The sequence below is a fragment of the Terribacillus sp. DMT04 genome (genome assembly GCF_019056395.1).
Taxonomy (GTDB): Bacteria; Bacillota; Bacilli; order Bacillales; family Amphibacillaceae; genus Terribacillus; species Terribacillus aidingensis_A.
This window is the reverse complement of sequence record NZ_CP077639.1, coordinates 1,206,906-1,231,269: the sequence shown is the minus strand read 5'-3', so window position 1 is coordinate 1,231,269 and position 24,364 is coordinate 1,206,906. Positions and strand designations below refer to the sequence as shown.

The following is a 24,364-nucleotide window of genomic DNA, read 5'->3' as shown; positions in this document are numbered from 1 at the left end:
CATATCCGTTGAGGATATGGCTTTTCTTATGGTTCCGTTATTTGCTTCTCTGTAATCAAACACTCTAACAAAGGTTCTATTATTTTTTTCTCTTCCCCTTTTAAATGTTTCTTCAGGAAAGTCTTCTCGCTGTTCAGCAGCTTTAACAAAGCTGCTGCTGCCTTGTCGTGACTGGTTGGTGTTACATGTTCTAATACATCTAATAAATTACTGTATACGGCAGCCGGAAGGAGCTGCTGCGCTCTCTTTAGACCTAGCAAGGCACGGGTCGGTGCATAATGATGCAGCAGCATTCGCGCTAGCGGCTCTGTTACTTGCTGAAGCATTGCAGCAGCCCATGCCGCATTACCTCTTAAAGCCGCTTTCCGGTACTGAAACAGAAACCACGTTAAGTCAATTACTTGCTCTCCATACATGTTATCCGTCATTGTCAATGTTTGCGTTTCTTTGAATTGTTCGAGTCGATTTTGCGGATCGTAAAGGACAAGAAACTGATCTGTTTGTTTAAAATTCTCCTCCGTTACAGTAAACAAGTCTACATGCAGCAAATTATCATACACAACAATTAGTTGAGGCGCGATAATAAACAGCTCTTCGCTATAAAGAACTTCACGGTAAGCAGCGAGTAAGGACAGTCTTTTCGCTAGAAATACTTGTATATCTGATTCTTCAACCAAACAATACAGATCAATATCCGAATATGCATCGTCTTCTCCCCTGCCGAAAGACCCTTTCACAAAAACGGCCTTCACTTCTTTTTCATGCGCCAATATCTCTGTTAACCTATGTAATGCCTCGCGCTGCATACATCTTCCCCCCTCTGTGTTTATATTCCTACTATCTTACATAAAATAGAAAGAAACGAGAGCGGGACATAACTCCTCTCTGACACAAAAAAGATCTCGGTCACCAGGAAAATGGTGACCGAGATCTTTTTTGATCTGATATTTTTTGAATTCCTTACTATACTTGCTGATCTGGCGGTGAACTTCCTGATGTTCACCGCCATGAAGGCGAATCCTAATTCGTTTTCCACTTTCTCTTTACTTCGTACCGAGAAACGAGTGAAACACAAATGAGCCTTCAGAAATCCGAAGACTGGCTCGACATCTATTTTACGTTTTCCGTAAATTTTCCCTGTTTCTTTTTCGCTGAGTAATTGCTGGGTATATGCTTTTTGTTTTTCCCATCTTTCGTTGTAATAGATTTTCCGGTTGTTTCCTTCTTTCGCTTTCGTACATTCTGCACGTAAGGGACAAGCAGTACAATCGTCACATTCATACACGCGATAATGACGCTTGAATCCAAATTTGTCGCATCTTTCGGATAGGTACCGAAACGCTAATTTCCGGTTATTCGGGCAAGTGAAAAAGTCGCCTTCGGCATCATAATCCCAGTGAGCTACTTGGTAAGGATCTTGTTTATATTTCTTTTGCTTTTCTTTTCGGTAGTGATTATAGGTGATGAGAGGGATGCGCTTCCGATTATTTACCACATCATCATAATTTTGCTCACTGCCATATCCGGCATCCGCGACAATATAGTCGGGCAGCTCAAAAAAGTCCCGTTCAATCTTATCAAGGAAAGGGATGAAAGTTCGCGTATCCGTAGGATTCGGGAACACATCATAGGCCAGGGCATATTGACCTTCAGTAGCCAGCTGCACATTGTACCCAGGTTTAAGTTGGCCATTTTTCATATAATCATCTTTCATGCGCATAAAAGTGGCACCATGGTCAGTTTTGGAGTAGCTATTTCTGTCTCCGAAGATTTCCATGTCGACCTGATATTTTGATTTCCGTTTAATGAAATCATTGACTTGCTTTCGGTACTGTTTTGGTGCTTTACGTTCGGAACGAAGCTGCTTGCGTTCGGCAGTATCATCACTTGCTTCTATGCGGCGATCGTATTCCTGCACCTTTTCGTCCAGTTTTTCTGCTACTTTTGTTAACTCTTCGCCCGATAGGGCTTCGGGGTTCTCCAGCTCGATTGCGGGGATAATTTCCTGCTCCAACAGTTCTTCATACATCTGAGCCGATCTTTCCACCAATTGCGTACTGTATTTCTCAGTGGACTTCCGCCATACAAAAGTAAACTTGTTGGCATTTGCTTCGATTTTGGTGCCATCAATAAAAATGGCTTCTTCTTCAATGACTTTTTCTTGAACCAGCTGGCTGCGAAATTGGACAAAGCACTGGCGTAAGAGTTCTTTTACGTGAGGGTTCACACGGAATCGGTTGATGGTGCGATAGCTGGGCTGATAATCTTGGGCAAGCCACATCATGCGTACGCTGTCTTGAAGTAATGACTCAATTTTACGGCCCGAGAAAACGGATTGCGTATAGGCACATAAAATAATCTTCATCATCATGCGAGGGTGATAAGCAGGGTGTCCGGTTTCCCGACGGAAACCGTCAAAAGCTTCGTCTGGAATACTTTCTACTAAATGGTTAACGGTAAAAGCAATATCATTTTCAGGTAATTTTCTTTCCAAATCTAGAGGTAAAACGACTTCACACATGGTATAATGTTTAAACATAAGGACCCTCCTCTTTTGTGTTTTGTGTCGTAACTTAATTCTATCAGAGGGGTCCTTTTTTTGCTTCTATAAACAGTAAATTAACGATAAAAAGATGAGGCAGGCATCTCCGAATTCTCGGAGACGCCTGCCTCATTTTAATTTCTCATTTTTTGGGGTTTTGTCCCGCTCTCGTTTCTTTTAATTAAGGTATGAACGCGGATCAACCGCATTTGATTTGGAATCATTCCAAGAACCTGTATGCAGTTCAAAATGCAGATGCTGTCCATGCGACATACCAGTGTTTCCCATTGTACCGATTTGCTGCCCTTGTGAGACGCGCTGATCTGCGCTTACGTTCATCGAGGTTAAGTGAGCATACACAGTCGTATACGTCTTGCCATTAATCGAGTGTGTCACAAATATCACATTTCCATAGCTAGATGAATAATACGCTTTTGAAACTCTCCCCGATGCAGCTGCCCAAATTGGAACTCCTGCACCACGTTTGGCAAAATCAATACCATAATGATAACCGCCAGATCGCGGACCAAAACCAGATGAGATGTAACCTGGTGCTGGCGTAATGAAATTAGCACTGGAGGATGGAGCTTTAGACACTTGCTGCTTCTCTTGCTTCGGTGCAGAACTTGCCGGTTGTTTAGGCTGCGCTGCTGGCTGGGAGTTAGATTTCTTCTCCACTTTTTGCTTCGATTCTGTTTCTGTTTTAGGTTGCGATTCTTTAGCAGCAGATGCTACACGCTTCTCTTCTGCATCTTCTTGTGCTGCTTCTTTCTGTTTTACTTCTTCTTGTTCGGAATTCGCTTGAGCTGCTGCCTCTTTTTCAGCTTCCGCTATACGCGCTGCTTCTTCCTGCTTCGCTTGTTCAGCACGCTGGCGTTCTGCTTCCTTACGAGCCTCTTCTTCTGCCTTCTGTTTATCACGATAAGCAGCCTCAGCCGCAATTGCTTCTTCTTGAGCAGCCAATAAATCTGCTTCTTCTGTCAGGCTGAATAACGCTTCAGACGTCAAATCGTATTCCTTCATGACATCGTCAATAAGCTTGTCCTTCTCATCTTGCTGATCAATCAGTGTTTGTTTTGTTTCTTTAAGTACGGCAGCTTGCTGCTCCACACGTACTAGCTTTGTTTGACGCTCTGTCTTTTTCGACTCAACATCATCCAAGTCGCGCTGCTGCGCATCCATTAATTCCTGATCTGCACCCATGATTGTACTCACGGCATCTACACGGTTAAGAAAATCAGCAAAGCTCTTTGATTCCATAATGACATCTAAATAGCTGACTTGTCCGCCATTTTTCTGCAAGGAATGAATCCGATCCTTCAGTAAACGATGACGCTCTTCAATTCTTTTTTCTAAGTCTGCAATCTCTGTCTTTAATGATTTGATATCTGATTCCAGCTCAGCAACCTCAGATTCAGTCTCCGTTAGTTTTATATTTGTTTTTCCTATTTTACTATCAATCTCTTTTAAATCGACGCGCAGTTTCTCAGCAGCAGCTTGCAGGTCGTCCTGCTTCTCTGTCTTTTCTGACTGCTCCTCTTTTATCGCTTCTTTCTTCCGCTCGACTTCTTCCTTCTTCTCATCTAAATCTTCATAGGCATATGCAGCATTTCCAGATACCGGCAAAACTAACGCAGCTGTTCCGATCACTGCAGCCAAGCCAATATGTAGCCATTTTCTTTTCAAGTTGTTTCCCCCTGTGAATCTATTGTATAGGCGTTAGGCATTCCTAGTTCGATTAGTCTGCGATGAATTAGAATAGAAATAAAGTTATCTCCGGAAACAGTATACTACACGATAGTCTGACAAAACATTACAATAATATTTCATTTTTCATATGCTGGAGAATTATCACAATATTTTTGTAGAAAAATAAAAACATGCACGACAGCGCGCATGTTTATAAGACAAATAATACAATATAGGACACGATATAAATAAATGCTAGAACGATCGCTAAGATTGTAAATGGCACTCGCATTTGCTTACTCTTAACAGCGCCTAAAACTAAGAGCCCGACTGTGAGCAAAACAAATGCCGAAATGACAATTAAACGTACTGCTGGTGGCATGAAACGCATCTCCTTACTAATAATCTGCATTTATTATACCATGACAGCGTGACACAAATTTTCTATTTATGACCATTCTGTCACAAAAGCTCTTATTTTTCTATTGGAATCTTGTATTCCGAAATGAGCTAACGTCTATTGTTGTCTCTTTCTCCATTGCCATTTCACTCAAAACCTCGCCAATTGCACTGGCGAACTTGAAGCCATGTCCGGAAAAGCCAAGTGCATATAGAATTTGCGGATAATCTGGATGATAGTCTATGAGAAAATCTTCATCCGGCGTCATACTGTACATACATGTTTTTCCTTCTCGCAAGTTGAAGGAACCGTCCCCCATGAATCGTGTCAAGAAACGAAGCAGTTCCTCTGTATCTCCATCATGGTAAGGAGTGCCTTTATCATCTGGATGAATTGGTGTACCGGTGTCATGGCGTCCGATCTTTAATCCTGTATGGTTGATATTCGGGAAACCATAATAAGTACCCAATTCTGTATCAAAGCTAAAACACGGGAAACTGCCTTCTCGAAAGTGTTTATCTGCATGCAGCCACGCAAATGTCTTCCTAGTCACCTGAATCGGCAGTTTTAGTCCAAGCTGTGCCAACAGCTCGCCTCCCCATGCTCCCGCTGTTACGATCAATTTCTTCCCTCGGTATGTATGCTCCTTCGTTTTAACTTCCACTAAACTATCTTTCATTTGGATGGTTTCCGCGCGTTGTCCGCCCGCCACGACAGCCCCATGAGAAGCAGCCAGCTGTGCATACCCTTTTAGAATTGGATCTGTCAGCAAATAACCAGCGTCTTTTTCATAGCAGCCAATATAATCAGATGGAACAGTCAGACCTGACCAGCGGTTCTTCATTTCGGCAGCAGTAAGCTGCTCGACTTGCAGATCATAAGCTTTTCCGCTCTTTATAACGTTTTGAATAAAAGGACTTGTTTCCGGTCCGCTGTTTAATACGCCAGTCTCTGCAAATATATCTCTACTTAGTTGCTGTTCCAGCTCTTTCCACAATTCTTTTGCCCGCAGAGCCAACGGTACATATGCTTCTCCCTCACCATATGCATACCGGATAATTCTTGTTTCTCCATGATGGCTTCCATGTACATGTGGCGGGTAGTATGAATCTAGTAACAGCACTTGCCGCCCTTTTTTCGCAAGCTGGTAGCCTGCGCTCAAGCCCATCGATCCAGCTCCAAGAACAATAACATCATACAACATCTTCATTCACCTCATTTTTCATTATCGAAAGTGTATCGAACTATGTGGACGCAAACAAGCTTTTCCAACCAAACATGCCTTCATTTTACCTAGTATAATAGATGCGATTATGAGCTATTCTAATGAAGGTATTCACAAACTACGGTAGGAAATGAAACCTAAACATGCAGGAGGTAAATCAAGTTGACTAAACAACTGGACCAAGCGATAAGATTCATTGATAAAACGCTGAATAATGGACTTTTCGATCCGCTCGCAAGGCAAGAGATGCTTCGAATGAAGCAGCAGCTGGAGCGAGCATCAAAACAGGGAAAAAGTCCTTAAAAAGGCTTTCTTATGCTGATTGTGACCTTCCTGACTTTGGTTGAATATACAGAAACTATGCCTTATAGTTGTTTTTGCCATTATTAATTCTTAGTCAGGAGCGATTTTATGGAACAACAAGAACAATCAACCCGGGCAAACAATCATCAGCTCGGTATTATGGATTGGGTTTGGACACTGTTATTACTCGCACTTCCAGTAGTAAATATCGTAATGCTAATCATCTGGGCAGTTGATCGAACGAATCCAAGAAGGAATTTTGCGATTGCTTATTTCATCTTATTTGCGATCGGTATTGTGCTTTCCATACTCTTGATGATTGTATTTACAATCATCGGTTTTTCCTTAATCCCAGACACGGATCCGACATATTCAACAACTTATACGTATTAATCATTTGTCAGAATGTTAACAATTCTACCTCTAGCCTTCTAAAATCTCCGAAAATATCATATGATAGAGGTTGCAGACAATAATAGAGGAGTTTTTCGTCGTGACTGTACTTACAAAAACTGAAAGTCTGGATAAAGTTCTTGCTGAGATGAATATGCGTTCTAAGAAAAAGCGCGCTCGCAAGAAATTCATCAAGCAGGCTATGCAGCAGCTCGAAACTGAAAAGGATACAGCTGCAGTGAAAGCTGAAGCACCGCTTGCAGAAACACAATCAGCAACAGCATATGCTTATCATAAGCTCCCTGTTGGATTCATGATTAAGACAGGTAAACAGTACTTCCCAGAAGAAGCTGTCTTCCGTTTCTATTATAATCAGAACCATCCGGAGGAGTATAAAAATAAAGATTTGCTGACAGAACGTTTCCAGACACTAGTGGAAGCAGCATCTGGTTCAACCAAAACTAGTTTGATCGAAGCGCTTGATCAACAGACTTCCAAATAAAAATGACCGCCCGGCCAATTATGTGCCAGGCGGTCATTTTTGTATGGTACTGTCGATCTCAATCTTTTTCAGCGCCTGACTTGCTAGCTGGTCTGCTTCTTTATTCTGCTTCCGATCCACATGTGTATACAGAACCGTAATCCCGCATTCCTTTATCAAGTCATCCGTTTTATCTGCCCAATACTGCAGTTCTTTTTCATAAATCGGCCACTCTCCAGACATTTGCATGATGACAGTACGAGAATCAGCGAATACTTCTATCTCTTGATTTTGTACACCGATTTCCCCTAAGATACCAATTGCAAAATGCAAGGCTGCAAATTCTGCTTCGTTATTAGAAGCTAGCTGCTCTATTTCTCGATTGCGGCGCAGACGATATTCCTTCTGATTTTGTTCGTAATGCACAACACAGCCGAGCCCCGATCTTCCAGTATGCTTTTCAAAACCGCCATCAGCAAACAGTCGAACATGATGCGGTTCTGTCTCAAGTTCCTTCATATATGCTCGTAATTCTTTTAACGTCCATTCTGTTTCATACTGATCAAGTATTTCCGTTTGCACTACTCTGCTATTTTGCTGCATATCTTCCATTAGCAGCAATACAGCACCAGCCGGCATAAATTCTGAATGAAATGCGGCTTCCGTTCCTCTTGGTGTGCAGTACGTGATATTCATTCGAAGTTTCATCTTCTATCCCTCCATCTATAGCTTACCCTATTTGACACTTTTTTTATTTTTCTAGGTAAAAACCTTTGCTTTGTTTTCTGAATTATTGTATAGTACCAAAGGGCGAACGAAATAAATAGTATAACCAAAAATAATTCGTCTTTAGAGGGGTATAAACATGGAAAATGTATTTGATTACGAAGATATTCAGCTAATTCCTGCAAAATGCGTAGTGGAGAGCCGTTCAGAATGCGACACAGCGGTCACACTAGGGAACCATACATTCCGTCTGCCGGTCGTACCAGCTAATATGCAGACGATCATTGATGAAACAATTGCCACTTACTTGGCTAAAAATAATTATTTTTATGTAATGCATCGCTTTGAGCCAGAGACTCGAATCGCATTTATCAAGCAAATGCAGGAGCAGAATTTGATTGCTTCTATTAGTGTCGGCGTAAAAGAAGATGAATACGGCTTTATTGAGGATCTAGCCAAGCAGAACTTGGTTCCAGAATACATCACAATTGATATTGCACACGGTCATTCGAACGCTGTTATCTCTATGATTCAGCACATAAAGAAGCATTTGCCTGAAAGCTTTGTAATTGCCGGTAACGTTGGTACACCAGAAGCAGTCAGAGAACTTGAAAATGCAGGTGCCGATGCTACAAAGGTAGGAATTGGACCAGGTAAAGTATGTATTACGAAAATCAAGACCGGCTTCGGTACCGGCGGCTGGCAGCTGGCTGCGCTTCGCTGGTGTGCCAAAGCAGCTAGCAAACCAATCATCGCGGATGGCGGTATCCGCACACACGGAGATATTGCAAAATCTATTCGTTTTGGCGCTTCTATGGTCATGATTGGATCTTTATTCGCGGGTCATGAAGAATCTCCTGGTGACACAGTTGAAAAAGAAGGCAAACTGTACAAAGAATATTTCGGTTCTGCGTCTGAATTCCAAAAAGGCGAGAAACGCAACGTGGAAGGCAAGAAAATGTTCGTTGAGCACAAAGGCGCTCTTCAAGATACATTGACAGAGATGGAACAAGATCTGCAGTCCTCCATTTCTTACGCTGGCGGAAACAAACTAGAAGCAATTCGAAACGTTGATTATGTTGTTGTGAAAAACAGTATCTTTAATGGAGATAAAGTTTATTGAAAAATTGGGGCTGTCTTGCACAGCTCCTTTTCTTTTATCATTGATAATCATTCTCATTGACTGCTATCTTTTTTTCTGATACCGTTAAAGTAGAATCAGTTAAATAAGGAGGCAATCCTATGTTTGTCAATCAAGTTATTTTTGAAGGCGACATTGCCAATGAAGATAAAATTATTAATAAAGTAAAACATACAATGGAAGAGCTGACAGATGTCAGCGGCTTACACACAGCTGAATGCTGGAATAAAGATACAAAGAAAAATGATACGGTTGCTTATGCAATTGTGACGAAATGGGATAAAAAGCAAGATTTCGTCGCTTGGATTTCTCGTGAATCTCATGTAGCAGAACACCGTGCCATGCGCAAAGAGAAGAAAGATCAAGCTCCAGTGATGACGAAAACATTATTACAGTACGAAGAAGCTGTCTTTGCATAGAATAAGAGGCTGGGACGAAACCTTTTTATGGTATATAAAAACCAAGCAATGCTGCGTTAAATGTAGCATTGCTTGGTTTTTTGTATTGGAAACGAAGTGGTGAGCACCGCTTTGGAAATACACTCCGCTGATTTGTGTATGGGAAACCCTTCACTCGTGTAGGGAGAATACGATGACTCCTCGAAAATAAGAAACAACTTTCTTGTCGGTGTCTTAATCGTTCACTTTTAGGATGAATGAACCTTGTTTTGTTCCTGGCCTTTTTTTACGCTCTATCAATGAAGAATACAAAGGACTGTTCTTCCCCAGCTGCTAATCTATACTCCGGATGTACTGGTGCTCCCCAGCTGTCATCTCCTCCAACACCCATCTGCTTGCCAGCAACAGTTAAGACTGTGTAATGGACAGGCGGCAGCTCATAAGTATGATTTGCTTGCTCGATTTCTAAAGCTGTATAAGGAGATGCATTGCACGTGAGCGGTGCATCTGCTGCTTGTAGCTTAATACCGCTGCCTTGATTGTTCGTCAGTGTCAGCCAGCGGACTCCTGTTCTTGTGCCAGACTCCTGCGGTCTTGCATATGCTGTTCCGTTTGTTTCCACCGTATTTTCGAAACGGCATAGTCTTGCACCGTGACTCCGGTCTTCGTAGTTCTCTTCTGGTCCTTTGGCAAACCATTCCAGATTGCTGTAATCAGCACTCGTTTTGAAAGAAAGAGCAAATGTTGGCAGATCCGGCAAGTTGGCTGCACCATTGTAAACGGCTTTGACACGAACTTTTCCATCAGGGAACACAGAATAAAGGCTTTGTACGGTCACCTTTTCAGCTGTAGCGAACGTGTAAGTGAATGTAACGTCCACCTGCTTTTCATCAGCATGCAAGACTACATCTGTACACTTTCTCGCTGTACTAGCCGCCAGCCACATGCCTGCTGTATAGCTTTGCTGGTAGCCATTGTCATTATCTGTACTAGCACGCCAGAACGTTGGATAAGGAGGTATCTCTATCATTTCTCTTCCATCGTAACGAAGGGAAGTGAGACTGCCTGCTGCTTTAGAAAATTGGACCGAGAAATCTTGGCCGTGTACCCCGATATTCACATCACCTTCGACAATACGAAGTTTTCCAGATGATTTCGGTGCAACAACCTGTTTTTCCAAAACATATTGTCCAAACGCGACTTCAAAACCGGCATTGGCCCATAGGGAAGACGTAGCTAATTTCATGCTTGCATCGATTGTAAACACACCTGCTTCGGCTAATAAACGCTCTGGAATAGAAATGTTATAAGCTGCTTCCTCACCGGCTGGAACATTTTGCTCGATGGATTCTTCATACAAAGTCACACCATCTCTTCGCAGTGTCCAGATTAATTCATATGCAGATGTATCTACAAAAAGGTTTTCGTTTCGTACCTTGATTGTCTTATCCGTTACATCTAACTTGATGTTTTGATACAAGTATTTTACTTCCTGCATTTTTGGCGACAGTTTGCGGTCGGCAAAAATGAGTCCATCGGTACAGAATATATAATCGGTCGGACGATCGTGAAAATCGCCTCCGTAGGCAAGAAATTCTTGACCGTAACGATCTTTTTTCATTAATGCTTGATCAATATAATCCCAAATAAACCCGCCTTGATACATCGGATACTTATTTTCCAGTTCGGTATATTTGTCCATACCGCCCAATGAGTTATTCATCGCATGCATGTACTCGCAAAGGATAAAAGGTTTCTCCGGATCATTTTCCAGATAAGTGATAATATCCGCAGCCTTGGCATACATGCGGCTTTCCATATCACTTGCTTCGTCGTACTCTCTAGCATGGAACACGCCTTCATAATGAACAAGACGGCTTGGATCCTTTTGACGGAAGTAGTTCGCTACGTTTACAATTACTTCACCGGCATATGATTCATTACCACATGACCAAATCAAGATAGAAGGGTGATTTTTATCTCGTTCCAGCATCGAAATAGCCCGGTCCATCACAATATCTTGCCATTCCGGTAAATTTCCCGGGATATTCCAAGACGGCTCTACCTCACCGAGCTTCTGCCACGACCCATGTGTTTCCAAGTTCATTTCATCAATCACATACAAACCGTATATGTCACATAACTCATACCAGCGGGTTTGGTTCGGATAATGTGATGTCCGGACGGCATTGATATTGTGCTGTTTCATCGTTTTAATATCCCACAGCATATCCGCTTCCGAGACTACTCGGCCTGCACGAGCGTTAAACTCATGCCGATTGACGCCTTTGAATACAACGCGCTCTCCGTTCAAGCACATTACTTTATCAATCATTTCAAAACGTCGAAAGCCAACTTGCTGCGGAACAACTTCCACTAGCTGCCCTTCTTCGTTGTAGATTTGCAGATACAGTGAATACAAATAAGGATCTTCTGCACTCCATAATTTCGGTTTGTCAATTTCGAAAGGCACAACTGCTGTTTGTTCGCTGAATAAAGCTTCTGCTTCCTGCACTAAGCTGCCGTTTTTATCGTAGAGGCTGCCCGTTATTTTAGCAGCCGCTGGCAATGCTTCTTGAAACTGCATGGCTGCTTTTAAAGAACCTTTTGAATACGTATCGTCCAATCTTGCTTGCACTGCCAAATCAAACACATGTATCTCTGGTGTGGTATAGAGATAGACGTCACGAAAAATGCCGGAAAAACGCCAGAAATCCTGGTCCTCCAGCCAACTGCCTGTACTCCGCTGGTACACCTCTACCGCTAATTTATTGTCACCTGGCTGCAAATAATCGGACAAATCAAATGCTGCCGGTGTAAAAGAATCCTCACTATAACCAACAAAGTGACCGTTCAGCCACACATAAAACGCAGATTCAACTCCTTGGAAAGAGATGAACAATGGCATATCTTCCATATGCTCTGGTACTGTAAATTGTGTCACATAACTGCCGACTGGATTATCCTCCATCGGCACCTCTGGCGGCCGAATATCATGTACCCCATCCCAAGGATACATTGTATTTACATATTGCGGCGTTCCGTGCCCTTCCAGCTGGATATGTGCCGGTACAGTAATCGAATCCCAACTACTGCAATCAAATCCTTGTTCATAAAAGGAAGCCGGACGAGTTGCGGGGTTCTTAGCATAATGAAATTTCCATTGGCCATTTAAGCTGTGACGCCACGGCATCTCTCCACACGACTTCGCCTGCTCCATCGTTTCATAATACAAGTGATCCGAATGTGCAGCTAACCGATTAACTGCAAAAACACTTGTATCACTTAGCCAATCCAAACTTGGTGTCACTTTTGTATTGTACGTCATAAAATTCTCCTCCCTTTTCTATCCATTACTTCACTGAGCCCATCATTCCTGCAACGAAATGCTTTTGCATAAAGAAGAAGATAATCGCTGTCGGCAGCGTCGCAATAACGATTGCCATCATAATCATGCCGTAATCTGGTGAGTAACTGGACCCTAGCGTTGAAATAAGCAGTGGAATGGTCTGTTTTTCTGGCGACTGCAGTACAACGAGCGGCCAGAGATAGTTATTCCAGCTTGCCATGAACGTGATAATGGCAGCTGCCGCATATGTCGTCTTCATTGTTGGTACATAGATACGGAAAAAGATACCGAGCTCCTTCAACCCATCTATACGACCTGCTTCTAATATTTCTTTTGGGAACATTTTGGTACTCTGCCGGAAAAAGAAGATTAAGAAAGCTGTTGTGATTGTCGGAAGAACAACAGCAGAAAGTGTGTCAATACCAATGAACGGCAGCACTGGTGTGATAGAACCGAACATCCGGAATAAAGGTACCATCAAGGCAGCAAACGGAATCATCATTGACAATAGTAAAATATTAAATACAACATCTTTTGCTCTGCTTCGGTAGATTTCAAACCCATACCCTGCTAAAGAGGCAATTAACAGACTCAGTATCGTCGACCCTATAGCAATTACTGCTGAATTTGTTAAAGCGGGCACCAGATCAACTGTTTGTGTAAGGTTCTTAAAATTCTCAATAAAATGCCCGCCTGGCAGCAGACTGCCTCTTGTGACATCTGCTGAGGTGTTGGTCATACTAACGACCATCCAATAAAATGGAAAGATTGAGATGATCGCACAAATAGCAAGAAACAGGTAGCCAATCACTTTATTTGGTAATTTCATTTTTTATCACCTGCCGCTTTAAATTGGATGATCGAGAAGATGACAATTAAGAAGACAATGCCGTAAGAAACCGTTGCAGCGTAGCCAAAGTCAGGTGTGTACTTAAATGATAGATTATAAATATATTGAGAAATGGTCATGGTTGCATTTCCCGGACCGCCCGCTGTAATATTCATAACTTCGTCAAATAGCTGCAACGTACCGATTGTAGATGTGATGGAGGTGAACAAGATAATCGGTTTCAGCATTGGGATAGTAATCTTAAAGAACTGCTGTACCGCGGAAGCACCGTCAATCTTAGCAGCTTCATAGATAGATCGATCCACGTTTTGCAGCGCCGATAGATAGAAAATCATATTGTAGCCAGTCCATCTCCATGTAATAGCCAGAATAATTGTGATTTTTGCCCAAAAGGGATCTGTCAGCCACTGAATTGGTTCAGCGACTAGATTAATCTTAAGCAGCATCATGTTAACGATGCCATCTGGTGCGAACAAGTACTTGAACACAACAGAATAGGCTACAAGTGACGTGACACATGGCAGGAAGATTGCCGTTCGGAAGAACCCTTTCCATTTGAGCGTCTTATTATTCAGCACAACAGACAAGAATAATGCCAATAAGATCATCACCGGTACTTGGATAATTAGATAGATTACTGTGTTTTTCACAGTAGTCAGAAACACAGGATCCTGGAATAAACGCACATAATTTTCAAATCCGACAAAAGACAGATTCACACCAGATCCGGACTGAAAGGACAGAATCAACGCTTGCACCATCGGATAGAAATAGAAGATTCCAATAAGCACAGAAGCTAACGAAACAAATGACCAGCCAATAAGCGTATTTTTCAATCGCAATGACCGCGCCGGGCGTGGTGCTGGCTTTTTAGCAATTTCTTCTGGACCAAGGTTCTTTGGTATATTCACGATAAGGTCTCCTTTCTAAAAAAGCCCCAGGAAGCAGCATAATTGTTTGCAGCGTCCCAGAGCCATTGATTACTTCGCTTGCTGTTCTGCCAGCGATTGTGCATTATCCATCACAGCATCCAAATCTTCGCCATCTAGATACTTCTGAATTTCGTTTGCTAGGATGTCTTCAATGACGTACGTGTGCAAACCATAGTTCACCTGTGGAATCTCTTCTGTCCAAGAAGCGAAGTCAGATAGAATCTTCTGGCCGCCGAAGAACTCATCTTCTGCTTGATATGCATCTCCTTCAAGTGCTGGCTGGTAAGTTCCTACACCGCCAATCTCCTCAACAAACTGCTGATGGAATTCGCTCTCTGCTCCGAATGTTTCACCAAGGAATTCGGCCGCTTTTTCTTTACCTGGGATATTTAACACATACCATGAGCTTCCACCTAGGTTAGATGCATTGACAGATTCCATACCAGGCAATTTCGGGAATGGAGCTACTGCCCATTTACCAGATTGTGATGCCTCTGCTTTAATGGATGGTGTAATCCAGTTACCACTCGGCACCATGGAAATATCTCCATTATTAATGGATGCAATGAACTGACTCCAATCCGCATGTGGTTTTACTAAATCTGCATCTATCATTTCCTTGTACAAACGGAAAGCTTCTTTCAATGCTTCGTTATTGGCGATATTTGGTGTTACACCATCTTCTTCCAAATACCAAGCTCCACTTGTCTGAATCATCATGCGCAGCAACCCAAGATCTTTTGGATCTTGTGTGATCATTTGTTTGCCTGTTGCCTCTTTCACCGCTTTACCAATTTCAATTACTTGCTCCCAGTCAGCATTCTGCAGATCTTCACTGCTGTACCCAGCTTCTTCTAAATAGTCCGTTCGTACATACAAACCTGCTACACCAGAGTCAAAAGGTACACCGTATTGCTTATCTTCGAAGCTTGTCGGCGGAATCTTATATGGAGCAAATTCTTCTGTAGTGACAGCATCATCTACCGCATAAAACATATCCGGATAGGATTGCAAGAAACTTTGTGCACGATAATCCTCAATCAACACAATGTTTGGCATCCCTTTGGTCGTACCGGAACTAAGACTTGTGTTCAGCTTTTGTATAATATCATCTTGGGCGTTTTCAATGATTTCAATGTTCAGCTCACTATTTTCTTCTTTATATGCTTCTTTGGCAAGCTCCATCGCCTTTACATTGAAGTTTGGATCCCATGCCCAAACTTTGATATCGTTTGTGTCGGCATCAGCTTCCGAATTTGAACCAGAAGAACATGCAGACAGCACGAACATACTAACAAATAAAAGTGCTAAAAATCTCTTCATCTTATAACCCTCCCCATTTTGTAAGCGCTATCTTTATGTTCTTATCGTAGCATGTGCACTTCCTTCTCTGTTAGGAATTTCTTTATCCAAACTAGGAGTAAATCACTTTGTTGATAGCGCTTACATTAGATGGATTAGGAATATCTTTTGTATTTTGTACTTTGTTTTGATTTGCTGTTTTCCTGTTGACCTTTATAACCAATTAACCCGGACGATTACGTTGGTGAAAAGGCTTTATTATGCCTTTCTTGAAAAGCACACTTATATGACATTTTCCTCACCTGGATCCGTATGAATTGCCGGCAGCCGCAGCTTTACAGTAGTTCCTTCTCCTGCCTTGCTAGTTATTGTTACACCGTAGTCGGTACCATATAACAGCTGAATCCGCTCATGCACATTCTTTACCCCTATTCCGGAAAATAACTGCCGATTTCTGTTTGTATTCGGAAGCTGGTTGTTATCTGCTGCCATGCCATCGCCGTTATCCGCAATTTCACAGAGCAGCTCATCTGCTTCCTTCCATACAAGCACAGAAATTGTTCCTGCTGTTGTTTTATTAAAAGCATGGAAAAATGAGTTTTCAATAAAAGGCTGCAGAATTAGTTTTGGTATTTCATATTGCATACAATCCGGCGCAACCATGAACTGCACCTGTATCTTGTCTCCATAACGTTTCTGATTGATAAGTACATAGTTTTTTAAATTAGCTAATTCCAATTCTACTGTAATGGACTCATCGACATTTCCGATTGTATTTTGCAGCAGTGTAATAAACGCATCAATCGTTTTCTCTGCTTCCGAACGTTCTCCCATCATTACTAAAAACTTAATGGAAGCCATCGTATTGTATAGAAAATGCGGATTGATTTGCTGCTGTAAAGCCGCCAGCTCAGCGTGACGCTGCTGCTTTTGGGCTTTAAGGAGTTTCTCCACATGCTCTTGCAGTTCATCCATCATACTGTTGAAAGCCAGGCCAATTTGTTTTGTTTCATAAGTGCCCGTATAATCCAGCCGCCGCTTCAGCCCTTTTTCAGGTACTGCCTCAATGTCATTAACGAGTTTGGAAAGCGAATTGGTTAGCCGCTTGGTAACAAGGAATACGATCACCAGAGCAAGCACAACGACACCTGCCAGCAATAAAATAATCTGCTTGGTATCAATTAAATTACCGACTGCTGCCTGTTTATCCACCATATTAACAAGATACATATTAAAGTAAGGCAAATATTCTGCCACCATTATCTGACTCGTATCTTCATCATTAATTTCCCTGTATAACTCTCCATCCAATACCATCGTTTCAGCTTGTTGATGAAGCTCCGGGAGCGATGTACCGATTGTATTGGATAAACTGCTTGAGACAACTTGCCCCTCTTGATTCAACACATAAAAATCGTTCCCAGGCTTCACATAATCTTGATAAAAAGAACGCAGCTGCTCTTCCTTAATTGGAAGAAGCACAGCACCATACGCTCGATCAGTCTCGCTATCCATCAGTGTCTTAGCAGCTACGACGTAATCATCAGAGTTGCCTTGGGAAGCTTGAAAATAAAGTAATTTATTCGGCTCAGCTGTGATTGCTTGTGTAATCCGATGCGCAGAGATATCCGCGGAAGCAGGCCAATATGTATAGTTTGTTGTATATACAATTTCCGATTGATCCGTAACGGCAATCTCAACATTTTGATCTCCAAGCTGCTCCCGCAAATTATCAATTTGCCGCATAACCAAAAACAAACTGAGTATCCGTTCATTATCTGGTGCCTTTTCTGATAACAAGTGTGTTTCAATGGTACTGCTTTTACTAATGTCCGTGGATGCCATCACAATGCTATAATTCAGATCCTCAAAGTCATCCTGAATCTGATTAATAATTTGGGAATTTGTAATACTGAACTTTTCGATGAAAAATTGCTCTGCCATCCGGATTGTTGCAAGTGTTACCGCCACAGCCACTAGCATTATTAGTGCAACCGTTATGAAAAACATCTTCATAAACAACCCGTTAGGATGAAGCCGGTCCTTAATGAATCTCATCTCATCGCCCCCTCAAGGCGTTATCCTTTTCCGCCGGTATTGGGAAGGAGAATAGCCTGTTTGCTTCTTAAAAACGCGGCAGAAATAACTATGGTCAGAAAACCCTACTTGCTCACTTACTTTTGAAATTGGGATATCATTTTGTCTGAGCAATGCGATAGCTGCCTCGATCCGAATCCGGTTGAGGTATTCACTGAATCCTTCTTTGCTATGAGTAGAGAAGTAATTGGACAAGTAAGACGAGCTGAAATGAAAATGCTGTGCAATGTCAGAGAGTGATAATGACTCATGATAATGCGCCTTAATATAGTCCGTCAGCTTACGCATATGCCCCTGTTCTTTCTCCGTCTTTACAACCCCTTCTGCATCTGTTAAAAATGACTTCACCGTATCGTTGGCGGTATATACATCTGCTGCTTGGCTGATACGCTGAAAATACGCATACTTCTTTGCTTGCAATACTTCTGTTTGGTAGTTCAAATTACCAAGCAGTACCATCAGATTAAACAGAATATTATTAAGAAATGCTTTGTATTCATCAACATCCTGCTGATAATCATGTGCCATTTGTTCCACATGTTTATCTAAATAAGAAAAAGCTTCTCGAAAGTTATCCCTCTTGCAGGCATCTATAAAATAGTCCAGCTGAAATACACGCCTTTCGCCGAGTGGCGGAAGTGTACTCTCTGATAGAAAAGTACTATCTGGGAAGAAAAACTGATACTTCTCCAGCTTCACCAATTCTTTTTGTTTGTCTTTAAGTTCAAAAAGCTTGTGAAAAGCATTCGTACTGCAGACGATATCGGATTTCAATAAACCGGAGAAGTTGTCTTTAACGAGCGGCTTCCTGCCATTCCACAAGTAAACATAATAATCCGGTGTGGATAACAGCGTCGTCAAAGAACCGCCCAGTTCCTCAATAGCACTAAAAATCGGCGCAGTACCTTGGTCAGCTTTATTTTTGTAACTGATTACTTGAAAAACACTGTCCGGAAATCTTGCTGCCGTTTCACTTTCAATGCTGATATCGTTTCCTTCGTATAGCTTTCGCAGTTTTTCATTTAGTGTTTGTTCATGCTTTTCATTCCTGTTCAATTCCATATCGCCTAATTGACCTGCTGCTTGACGCAATGCATTGAGCAAACTCTCTGCATTCAGTTTCGGCTTCAGAATATAATCGACGACCCCATTTTGAAAAGCACTTCGAACGTAATTAAATTCACTAAAGCTGCTCAAAACGATTAAACCAATATGCGGGTATTTCTCTTTTACAGCTTTTGTTAATGCTTCGCCATCCATAATCGGCATGACAACATCTGTGATAACAATATGCGGATCGAATATGTCGATCATCTCTAAAGCTTCTTGACCGTTCGATGCTTCTCCTACTATTGTAAAGCCTTCTTTTTCCCAATCTATATAATGCTTAATTCCTTGTCGGATAAGAATCTCATCATCTACAATTAATGTTTTACATAATGCCATATGTGAATGACACCCCTTTATCCAGTTATCACTCCGCATAACAGAAAGCGCTTTCTTCAATAGTGTTATCATTTCCTTCTTTTGTCAAGACGCAGTCAAATCTGCACACATTTATTTACAAATACTGTTAGCGTATATGTTATAATAAAACTAACAATATTAACTAAAGGGGAGATGCAACTTGACGCCTCGTGAAAGAAGGAGACAGCGAAAAAAGGAAGAAAATCAAAATTACACATGGGATATTATTGATATACTATTATGGGTTCCGGAGCTGCCAATTCGTTTTGTTCTTTGGATTGGGCGAGGTGTTGTTCGTGCTTTTCATATGTGGACTTAAGAGCTGATTACCAACGGGAACTTACTTAAGCACAATTACCCTGGGATGCCTAAGCTCATCCAGTAAAATCAATAATGAATGCGTAAAAAAGTACCAGCCGGCACTGGCTGGTACTTTCTCTCTTTGATTAGGAAGATGTATATTTTCCGCCGTTAATGTGGATTGTCTGACCTGTCATATACGAGCTTTCATCTGAAGCCAGCATCACGTACGCCCATGCATGCTCAGACGGCTGTCCAGGACGACCCATTAAACTGCTTTGACCGAAGTTCTCGATATTATCAGCTGGAATAGAAGCCGGAATAAGCGGTGTCCATACTGGTCCCGGCGCCACAGAATTGGCTCGAATGCCTTTGCCTGCTAAGCTCTGTGCAATACTTCTTATCCAAGCAGTAATTGCACCCTTCGTAGCTGAATAATCCATAAAGATGGCATTCCCTTGGAAAGCATTAATGGAAGACGTGGCAATAATTGAATCACCTTCGTTCATATGCTTCACACTAGCTTTAGTCAAGTAAAATAGTGGGAAAAAGTTAGTGCGGAACACTTCCTCGAATTGCGCACTTGAAATATCAAGAACGTCATCGACAACATACTGAATAGCCGCATTACTTACAAGGATATTCAGTTTGCCGAATTCCTCCACTGTTTTTTCCACTATATTGACACAATGTTCTTCATCTTTGATATCACCAGGAAGCAGCAAGCATTTCCGGCCTTCAGCTTCGACTAATCGTTTTGTTTCTTCCGCATCATCTTGCTCATCCCAGTAAGAGATAGCAACATCAGCACCTTCTTTTGCATAAGTGATAGCGACAGCACGACCGATACCAGAATCACCCCCGGTAATCAGCGCTACTTTATCCTGCAGCTTACTAGAACCTTTATATTCCTTCGGCTGATGCGGCAGCGGCTCCATTCTGGATTCAATACCAGGCTGGCGATCCTGCTCCTGCTTTGGTGTTCCATTTGTTTGCATGTTTTTCGGTTCCATGATTATCTCTCCTTTGCTGAGTTATCTCATGGATACTCTTTCCACGTTTGGATGGAAGTGAAACAAATGAATAAATTATGTGATAAAGCAAGAAGAGTCGGATTTACCGTTTGCTCTCAGACAAGTAAACCAATCCACTACCGTCAAAAGGAAAAGAAGCTGTGTGGATCCTTTTCTGCAACCGCTCCAATGACTGTAAAGCATAGTTCTTCAGGTCAGGAGGATAGCCGTATTTTACAGCATTGGATTCGAATTCATCTTTGTCGATAACTTGCCAATCCTCTTTTCTTCTCTTAATTAAATCTAAATCCAAATCAATATAATGGAGTTCATCTCCATTCCATACCGACGGCGTAGCAATATTGCAATAAAAAGAGAGGATTTCCCCTGCTCCCACCTCCATCGCGACAGTAAATCCTTCTTTAAAAAAGAAGTATTCCAGCGATGTGAGGTCTATCGTAAATGTAATACCTTTCGTATGGTGTTTCAACTCCCTTCCTTTTTCACAAAGCACCATAGCGTAATCTGGCGTTTTTTGGAGCAAACGTCCTTCCCATTCATAGTGAGGTATATTTGGATATTTATAAGATTTTAAGTGTATGATTTCGCTCATCTTACCTCTCCTCTTTGCTGTGTTAAGGACTTTGTTCTGCAGTGTCCTTGTTGTATTTACCTATTACCCATTGAATCAATGCATGTACTCTCGCTATGCTTCGCAGATGGCTCATCCATTGATTTCACAATCTGCAACGCATCATCCGACTCAGCTTCTCCTATTTCTTTCTCACAATATTGCACAACTTCCTTTCCATGACGCTTTACTCCATATGTATAGACGACATTCGGTTCATCTTTAAACCGAACAACAAAGCCATCTGTATAAATATCTTTGTTTATCCGATAGTTAGGCAGAACCCAGTACGCCTCCAAATAATCATCCTCTGTATATCCTTGTTCGGCCAGATGCGCTGGTACTTGTTTTTCTGTCCAAAAGCGTGTATATGGGTTTCCGTTATTCATAAGATAAAGAATTACAAAAGGCGTGCTGATTAACAGTAACAAGATAACTCCTGTTCCACTGACCCACCATCGATATCTTTTCACCAAGAAAACCTCCTTCCTAGCAAGTAACTGATTCATATAGAACTATTTTTACCTGTTAGGTTTGCTATTATTGTGAATTTCTGTTCTGTATATGGAAAAATCTGATAAACTCAATTTAACACATCAACTACATTAACAGTTCAAGTTCATCGATAATTTTCAGGATACAAACATAAGGGAGGTAAGAATATGGAAGATTTTCATGTTTTTATTAATCACTATCTAGCCAAATGGAAAGCAGCGGATGTTGAATTTATCGAGAATTTAATTGATGATACATTTCAAGGAATGGAAGTGCGAGATGGAAGTATTTCTAGTTACGGAAAGGAATCATCAGTAACAGGATGGAAACAAGCTTTTGCTTATTTTAAAGATAAAAAGATGGAATGGGTTCTCACCCCGATATCCATCCTGCCTCTCAATGAAAAAGATATAATGGCGATTATCAAAGCAACAATGACTCTTGACGGAAAACTAATCAAAACCTCAAATCTATTCTTTCAAACGTTCACAATGAAAAATGGCAAATGGAGGCTGATACGCTCGTATGAAGAAACAGGTGTTACTAATCTATAATTAGATACATAGCTTTACAATTAGAAAACAAGGAGATGTACATTGACACAAATTAAAAATATTGGCCGCTTTTGCCCAAATGATGATGCCGGTTACATCATAAACGAAGCAAACCAAACGAAAATTGCATCTGCTTATAGCGATTTAATTGAGAAGGTTATACTTACTTATAAACGCAAGCTTGGTTCAAGTTTGCACAGTATCTACCTACGAGGCTCTATTCCGCGCGGTCTGGGGATTTTAGGAGTTTCTGATTTGGATACAATTTGTATCACAAAGGACCGAATGAAAGATACAGATTTAGCTTGGATTAGCAAAGCGGAAGAAGAATTAAATAACAGCTTCCCATGTGTGAGCGGTATTGAAATGAGTGTTTATTCAATCGAGGATGTTTGCGATACACAATCTTTCTCCATCATACCGTTTATGATCAAGACACATAGCGTATGCGTATTAGGTGAAGATGTCAGTTCTCTTCTACCATCTTACAAAGCGGATAAGACGCTGGCTAATCACCATATTGTCCACTTAAAGGGTCAAATCGAACAAGCGAGAATGGAACTTCAAAATAATGAAGATAAGGAGGATGTTTTAGATTGCTGCAGCTGGATTATGAAGATTATTGTCCGAGCTGGCCTTGCTTTCGTACTGGACTATGAAAAACATTACACGCGAGATTTATACCCTGCTTATGAAGTATTTGCTAAACACTATCCGCAGTACAAAGCCAATATGAGTCAAGCACTAGAATATGCAATTAATCCTGTTTCAGATTGGAAGCAATTAGTGGCTTTTCTAGATGAGTTGGAAGAACGGCTGGTTAGAGAAGCTGACAAATGGCTGTTGCATCATAACCCGCACAGAGTAAGAAACATGAAACTGCACTCCTAAAAAAAGCCCGTCTGTTTAAACAGACGGGCTTCATATGATAATTTACTTAAAATCCAGCTTCATACTGCTTCGGTACATCAGTCTCTTTTCGCAGCTGCTTCGCCGCTTCCAAAGTCCAGTATGGATTTCGCAGCATCCCTCTTCCAACTTGGACAAGATCTGCTTCTTCATTTCCGATAACAGCATTAGCCAATGTTGGGTCATCAAGTCTGCCGACTGCCATTACGGGAACTTGTAGTGCTTCTTTAATTTGACGTGCTAACGGCACTTGGTAAGCTGCATGTGTTCCTGGTCTTCCCCAAGCAGCGATCTGGCCTTCACCGCCAGAAGAAATATCAAACACATCTGCTCCTGCTTCTTTATATGCTTTGGCGAACTCGATACTTTCCTCAATACCATACCCGCCTTCCACATATTCTTTTGCGGAGATTCGCATAATTAACGGCATATCAGCTGGCATTTCCGCTTTGGCTGCCTCAATAACTTCACGGCCGAATTTCGTTAAATCTTGACCATATTCATCATCACGCTTGTTCGTAAGCGGAGAATGGAACTGGTGGATTAGGTAGCCGTGTGCACCATGAATTTCAATTGCATCAAACCCCGCTTTTACGGCACGTCTTACTGCCAAACGGAATTTTTCTACCATTCCTTTCACTTCGTCCGTTGCAAGTGCTCGAGGTGTTTTTGAGTTCTCATCAAACGGAATCGCAGACGGAGCTACTGGCTCTGCTGCATCCTCTGCTTTACGTCCAGCATGTGCAATTTGAATAGCAACTTTAGCGCCATGACTGTGCACTGCGTCAACAATTCTTGTCAGAGCTGGGACTTGCTCATCCGACCATAAACCTAAATCATAATCCGTAATTCGTCCGTCAGGCTCTACATCTGTCATCTCTACGATAATTAATCCTGTTCCGCCAACTGCTCGGCTGACATAATGCTGATAATGCCACTCATTCGCGATACCGTCTTTCTTTTCAACGGAATATTGACACATCGGCGGCATAACAACTCTGTTTTTCAATTCCAGATTCTTTATTTTGTATGTACTAAACAAATTTTCCATGTTTAACACTCCTCTAATTAAATACATGCATTACACATGCATTTAATTTAACGCTTCTAAATCGTCCTGTCAATTTAAAGACTTCACCAAAAAAAGTACCCTTTTAGGTACCTTTA

The 24,364-nt window shown here is 41.6% G+C and carries 24 protein-coding genes; 8 read left to right on the top strand and 16 right to left on the bottom strand.

Annotated features, from left to right (window positions below; translation table 11 throughout):
- Window positions 1-26: 26 nt before the first annotated feature.
- The 5 genes from KS242_RS06655 to solA form a co-directional block, all read right to left on the bottom strand.
- A complete protein-coding gene (locus KS242_RS06655) occupies window positions 27-806 on the bottom strand; it encodes a nucleotidyltransferase domain-containing protein (protein ID WP_217323578.1) in 780 nt (259 codons plus the stop codon).
- 20 nt (window positions 807-826) lie between these two features.
- Window positions 827-2,539: an IS1182 family transposase gene (locus KS242_RS06650; RefSeq protein ID WP_217323577.1), complete on the bottom strand. Its 1,713-nt coding sequence runs from the start codon at window positions 2,537-2,539 to the stop codon at window positions 827-829.
- Window positions 2,540-2,719: 180 nt separating this feature from the next.
- Window positions 2,720-4,228, bottom strand: coding sequence for a murein hydrolase activator EnvC family protein (locus KS242_RS06645; RefSeq protein ID WP_217323576.1), 1,509 nt, complete (start codon window positions 4,226-4,228; stop codon window positions 2,720-2,722).
- A 214-nt stretch (window positions 4,229-4,442) separates the two neighbouring features.
- Window positions 4,443-4,613: a hypothetical protein gene (locus KS242_RS06640; RefSeq protein ID WP_217323575.1), complete on the bottom strand. Its 171-nt coding sequence runs from the start codon at window positions 4,611-4,613 to the stop codon at window positions 4,443-4,445.
- 100 nt (window positions 4,614-4,713) lie between these two features.
- Window positions 4,714-5,835, bottom strand: coding sequence for an N-methyl-L-tryptophan oxidase (gene solA, locus KS242_RS06635; protein ID WP_254391827.1), 1,122 nt, complete (start codon window positions 5,833-5,835; stop codon window positions 4,714-4,716).
- Window positions 5,836-6,018: 183 nt separating this feature from the next.
- On the opposite strand from solA, the gene KS242_RS06630 reads away from it, so the two are divergent.
- From KS242_RS06630 to KS242_RS06620, 3 genes are all read left to right on the top strand, one after another.
- Window positions 6,019-6,159 (top strand): hypothetical protein, encoded by a 141-nt coding sequence (locus KS242_RS06630; protein WP_217323573.1) that lies wholly within the window; start codon window positions 6,019-6,021, stop codon window positions 6,157-6,159.
- Between the two features lie 108 nt (window positions 6,160-6,267).
- A complete protein-coding gene (locus tag KS242_RS06625) occupies window positions 6,268-6,552 on the top strand; it encodes a hypothetical protein (protein ID WP_217323572.1) in 285 nt (94 codons plus the stop codon).
- 100 nt (window positions 6,553-6,652) lie between these two features.
- A complete protein-coding gene (locus KS242_RS06620; RefSeq protein WP_217323571.1) occupies window positions 6,653-7,054 on the top strand; it encodes a hypothetical protein in 402 nt (133 codons plus the stop codon).
- 33 nt (window positions 7,055-7,087) lie between these two features.
- Here the strand turns inward: KS242_RS06620 and KS242_RS06615 are convergent, their stop codons facing one another.
- Entirely contained in the window at window positions 7,088-7,741 is a 654-nt protein-coding gene (locus KS242_RS06615; RefSeq protein ID WP_217323570.1) for a reverse transcriptase-like protein, read from the bottom strand.
- Between the two features lie 157 nt (window positions 7,742-7,898).
- Between KS242_RS06615 and guaC the strand changes: the two genes are divergently transcribed.
- A complete protein-coding gene (gene guaC, locus KS242_RS06610; protein ID WP_217323569.1) occupies window positions 7,899-8,882 on the top strand; it encodes a GMP reductase in 984 nt (327 codons plus the stop codon).
- A 119-nt stretch (window positions 8,883-9,001) separates the two neighbouring features.
- Complete coding sequence (locus KS242_RS06605) at window positions 9,002-9,319, top strand: antibiotic biosynthesis monooxygenase (protein ID WP_217323567.1); 318 nt, start codon at window positions 9,002-9,004, stop codon at window positions 9,317-9,319.
- Window positions 9,320-9,584: 265 nt separating this feature from the next.
- Here the strand turns inward: KS242_RS06605 and KS242_RS06600 are convergent, their stop codons facing one another.
- The 6 genes from KS242_RS06600 to KS242_RS06575 all read right to left on the bottom strand — a co-directional run bounded on the left by KS242_RS06600 (window position 9,585) and on the right by KS242_RS06575 (window position 19,274).
- Window positions 9,585-12,626, bottom strand: a complete 3,042-nt coding sequence (locus tag KS242_RS06600) for a beta-galactosidase, LacZ type (RefSeq protein WP_217323565.1) — start codon at window positions 12,624-12,626, stop codon at window positions 9,585-9,587.
- 25 nt (window positions 12,627-12,651) lie between these two features.
- Window positions 12,652-13,476, bottom strand: a complete 825-nt coding sequence (locus KS242_RS06595; protein ID WP_217323563.1) for a carbohydrate ABC transporter permease — start codon at window positions 13,474-13,476, stop codon at window positions 12,652-12,654.
- Complete coding sequence (locus tag KS242_RS06590) at window positions 13,473-14,375, bottom strand: carbohydrate ABC transporter permease (protein WP_217324087.1); 903 nt, start codon at window positions 14,373-14,375, stop codon at window positions 13,473-13,475. Before KS242_RS06590 ends, KS242_RS06595 begins: the two co-directional genes overlap by 4 nt.
- A 102-nt stretch (window positions 14,376-14,477) precedes the next feature.
- Complete coding sequence (locus KS242_RS06585) at window positions 14,478-15,752, bottom strand: ABC transporter substrate-binding protein (RefSeq protein ID WP_217323562.1); 1,275 nt, start codon at window positions 15,750-15,752, stop codon at window positions 14,478-14,480.
- Window positions 15,753-16,013: 261 nt separating this feature from the next.
- The gene (locus KS242_RS06580; protein WP_217323560.1) at window positions 16,014-17,789 is read right to left on the bottom strand and encodes a sensor histidine kinase; all 1,776 of its coding nucleotides are present in this window, start codon (window positions 17,787-17,789) and stop codon (window positions 16,014-16,016) included.
- A gap of 12 nt (window positions 17,790-17,801) precedes the next feature.
- On the bottom strand, window positions 17,802-19,274 hold the full coding sequence (locus tag KS242_RS06575; protein WP_217323558.1) for a response regulator transcription factor: 1,473 nt from the start codon (window positions 19,272-19,274) through the stop codon (window positions 17,802-17,804).
- Between the two features lie 181 nt (window positions 19,275-19,455).
- On the opposite strand from KS242_RS06575, the gene KS242_RS06570 reads away from it, so the two are divergent.
- Window positions 19,456-19,614, top strand: coding sequence for a hypothetical protein (locus KS242_RS06570; protein WP_217323557.1), 159 nt, complete (start codon window positions 19,456-19,458; stop codon window positions 19,612-19,614).
- Between the two features lie 127 nt (window positions 19,615-19,741).
- Here the strand turns inward: KS242_RS06570 and KS242_RS06565 are convergent, their stop codons facing one another.
- The 3 genes from KS242_RS06565 to KS242_RS06555 form a co-directional block, all read right to left on the bottom strand.
- On the bottom strand, window positions 19,742-20,608 hold the full coding sequence (locus KS242_RS06565) for an SDR family oxidoreductase (RefSeq protein WP_217323555.1): 867 nt from the start codon (window positions 20,606-20,608) through the stop codon (window positions 19,742-19,744).
- A gap of 103 nt (window positions 20,609-20,711) precedes the next feature.
- Window positions 20,712-21,221: a DUF402 domain-containing protein gene (locus KS242_RS06560; protein WP_254391826.1), complete on the bottom strand. Its 510-nt coding sequence runs from the start codon at window positions 21,219-21,221 to the stop codon at window positions 20,712-20,714.
- Between the two features lie 56 nt (window positions 21,222-21,277).
- Entirely contained in the window at window positions 21,278-21,712 is a 435-nt protein-coding gene (locus KS242_RS06555; RefSeq protein ID WP_217323554.1) for a DUF3139 domain-containing protein, read from the bottom strand.
- A 189-nt stretch (window positions 21,713-21,901) separates the two neighbouring features.
- Between KS242_RS06555 and KS242_RS06550 the strand changes: the two genes are divergently transcribed.
- Entirely contained in the window at window positions 21,902-22,288 is a 387-nt protein-coding gene (locus KS242_RS06550; protein WP_217323552.1) for a nuclear transport factor 2 family protein, read from the top strand.
- Between the two features lie 42 nt (window positions 22,289-22,330).
- Complete coding sequence (locus KS242_RS06545; protein WP_217323551.1) at window positions 22,331-23,179, top strand: nucleotidyltransferase; 849 nt, start codon at window positions 22,331-22,333, stop codon at window positions 23,177-23,179.
- A gap of 46 nt (window positions 23,180-23,225) precedes the next feature.
- On the opposite strand, the gene KS242_RS06540 is transcribed toward KS242_RS06545, so the two are convergent.
- Window positions 23,226-24,248 carry an NADH:flavin oxidoreductase/NADH oxidase gene (locus KS242_RS06540; RefSeq protein ID WP_217323550.1) on the bottom strand — a complete coding sequence of 341 codons (1,023 nt, stop codon included), beginning with the start codon at window positions 24,246-24,248 and terminating at the stop codon, window positions 23,226-23,228.
- Window positions 24,249-24,364 lie beyond the last annotated feature (116 nt).

Bases quoted from the DNA above. Each gene is read 5' to 3' on its own strand.
- KS242_RS06550 (WP_217323552.1), top strand. From the start codon at position 21,902: ATGGAAGATTTTCATGTTTTTATTAATCACTATCTAGCCAAATGGAAA.
- guaC (WP_217323569.1), top strand. From the start codon at position 7,899: ATGGAAAATGTATTTGATTACGAAGATATTCAGCTAATTCCTGCAAAA.
- KS242_RS06600 (WP_217323565.1), bottom strand. From the start codon at position 12,626: ATGACGTACAATACAAAAGTGACACCAAGTTTGGATTGGCTAAGTGAT.
- KS242_RS06650 (WP_217323577.1), bottom strand. From the start codon at position 2,539: ATGTTTAAACATTATACCATGTGTGAAGTCGTTTTACCTCTAGATTTG.
- KS242_RS06580 (WP_217323560.1), bottom strand. From the start codon at position 17,789: ATGAGATTCATTAAGGACCGGCTTCATCCTAACGGGTTGTTTATGAAG.
- KS242_RS06615 (WP_217323570.1), bottom strand. From the start codon at position 7,741: ATGAAACTTCGAATGAATATCACGTACTGCACACCAAGAGGAACGGAA.
- KS242_RS06605 (WP_217323567.1), top strand. From the start codon at position 9,002: ATGTTTGTCAATCAAGTTATTTTTGAAGGCGACATTGCCAATGAAGAT.
- KS242_RS06565 (WP_217323555.1), bottom strand. From the start codon at position 20,608: ATGGAACCGAAAAACATGCAAACAAATGGAACACCAAAGCAGGAGCAG.
- KS242_RS06595 (WP_217323563.1), bottom strand. From the start codon at position 13,476: ATGAAATTACCAAATAAAGTGATTGGCTACCTGTTTCTTGCTATTTGT.
- KS242_RS06540 (WP_217323550.1), bottom strand. From the start codon at position 24,248: ATGGAAAATTTGTTTAGTACATACAAAATAAAGAATCTGGAATTGAAA.
- KS242_RS06655 (WP_217323578.1), bottom strand. From the start codon at position 806: ATGCAGCGCGAGGCATTACATAGGTTAACAGAGATATTGGCGCATGAA.
- KS242_RS06585 (WP_217323562.1), bottom strand. From the start codon at position 15,752: ATGAAGAGATTTTTAGCACTTTTATTTGTTAGTATGTTCGTGCTGTCT.
- solA (WP_254391827.1), bottom strand. From the start codon at position 5,835: ATGTTGTATGATGTTATTGTTCTTGGAGCTGGATCGATGGGCTTGAGC.
- KS242_RS06640 (WP_217323575.1), bottom strand. From the start codon at position 4,613: ATGCCACCAGCAGTACGTTTAATTGTCATTTCGGCATTTGTTTTGCTC.
- KS242_RS06560 (WP_254391826.1), bottom strand. From the start codon at position 21,221: ATGAGCGAAATCATACACTTAAAATCTTATAAATATCCAAATATACCT.
- KS242_RS06575 (WP_217323558.1), bottom strand. From the start codon at position 19,274: ATGGCATTATGTAAAACATTAATTGTAGATGATGAGATTCTTATCCGA.
- KS242_RS06625 (WP_217323572.1), top strand. From the start codon at position 6,268: ATGGAACAACAAGAACAATCAACCCGGGCAAACAATCATCAGCTCGGT.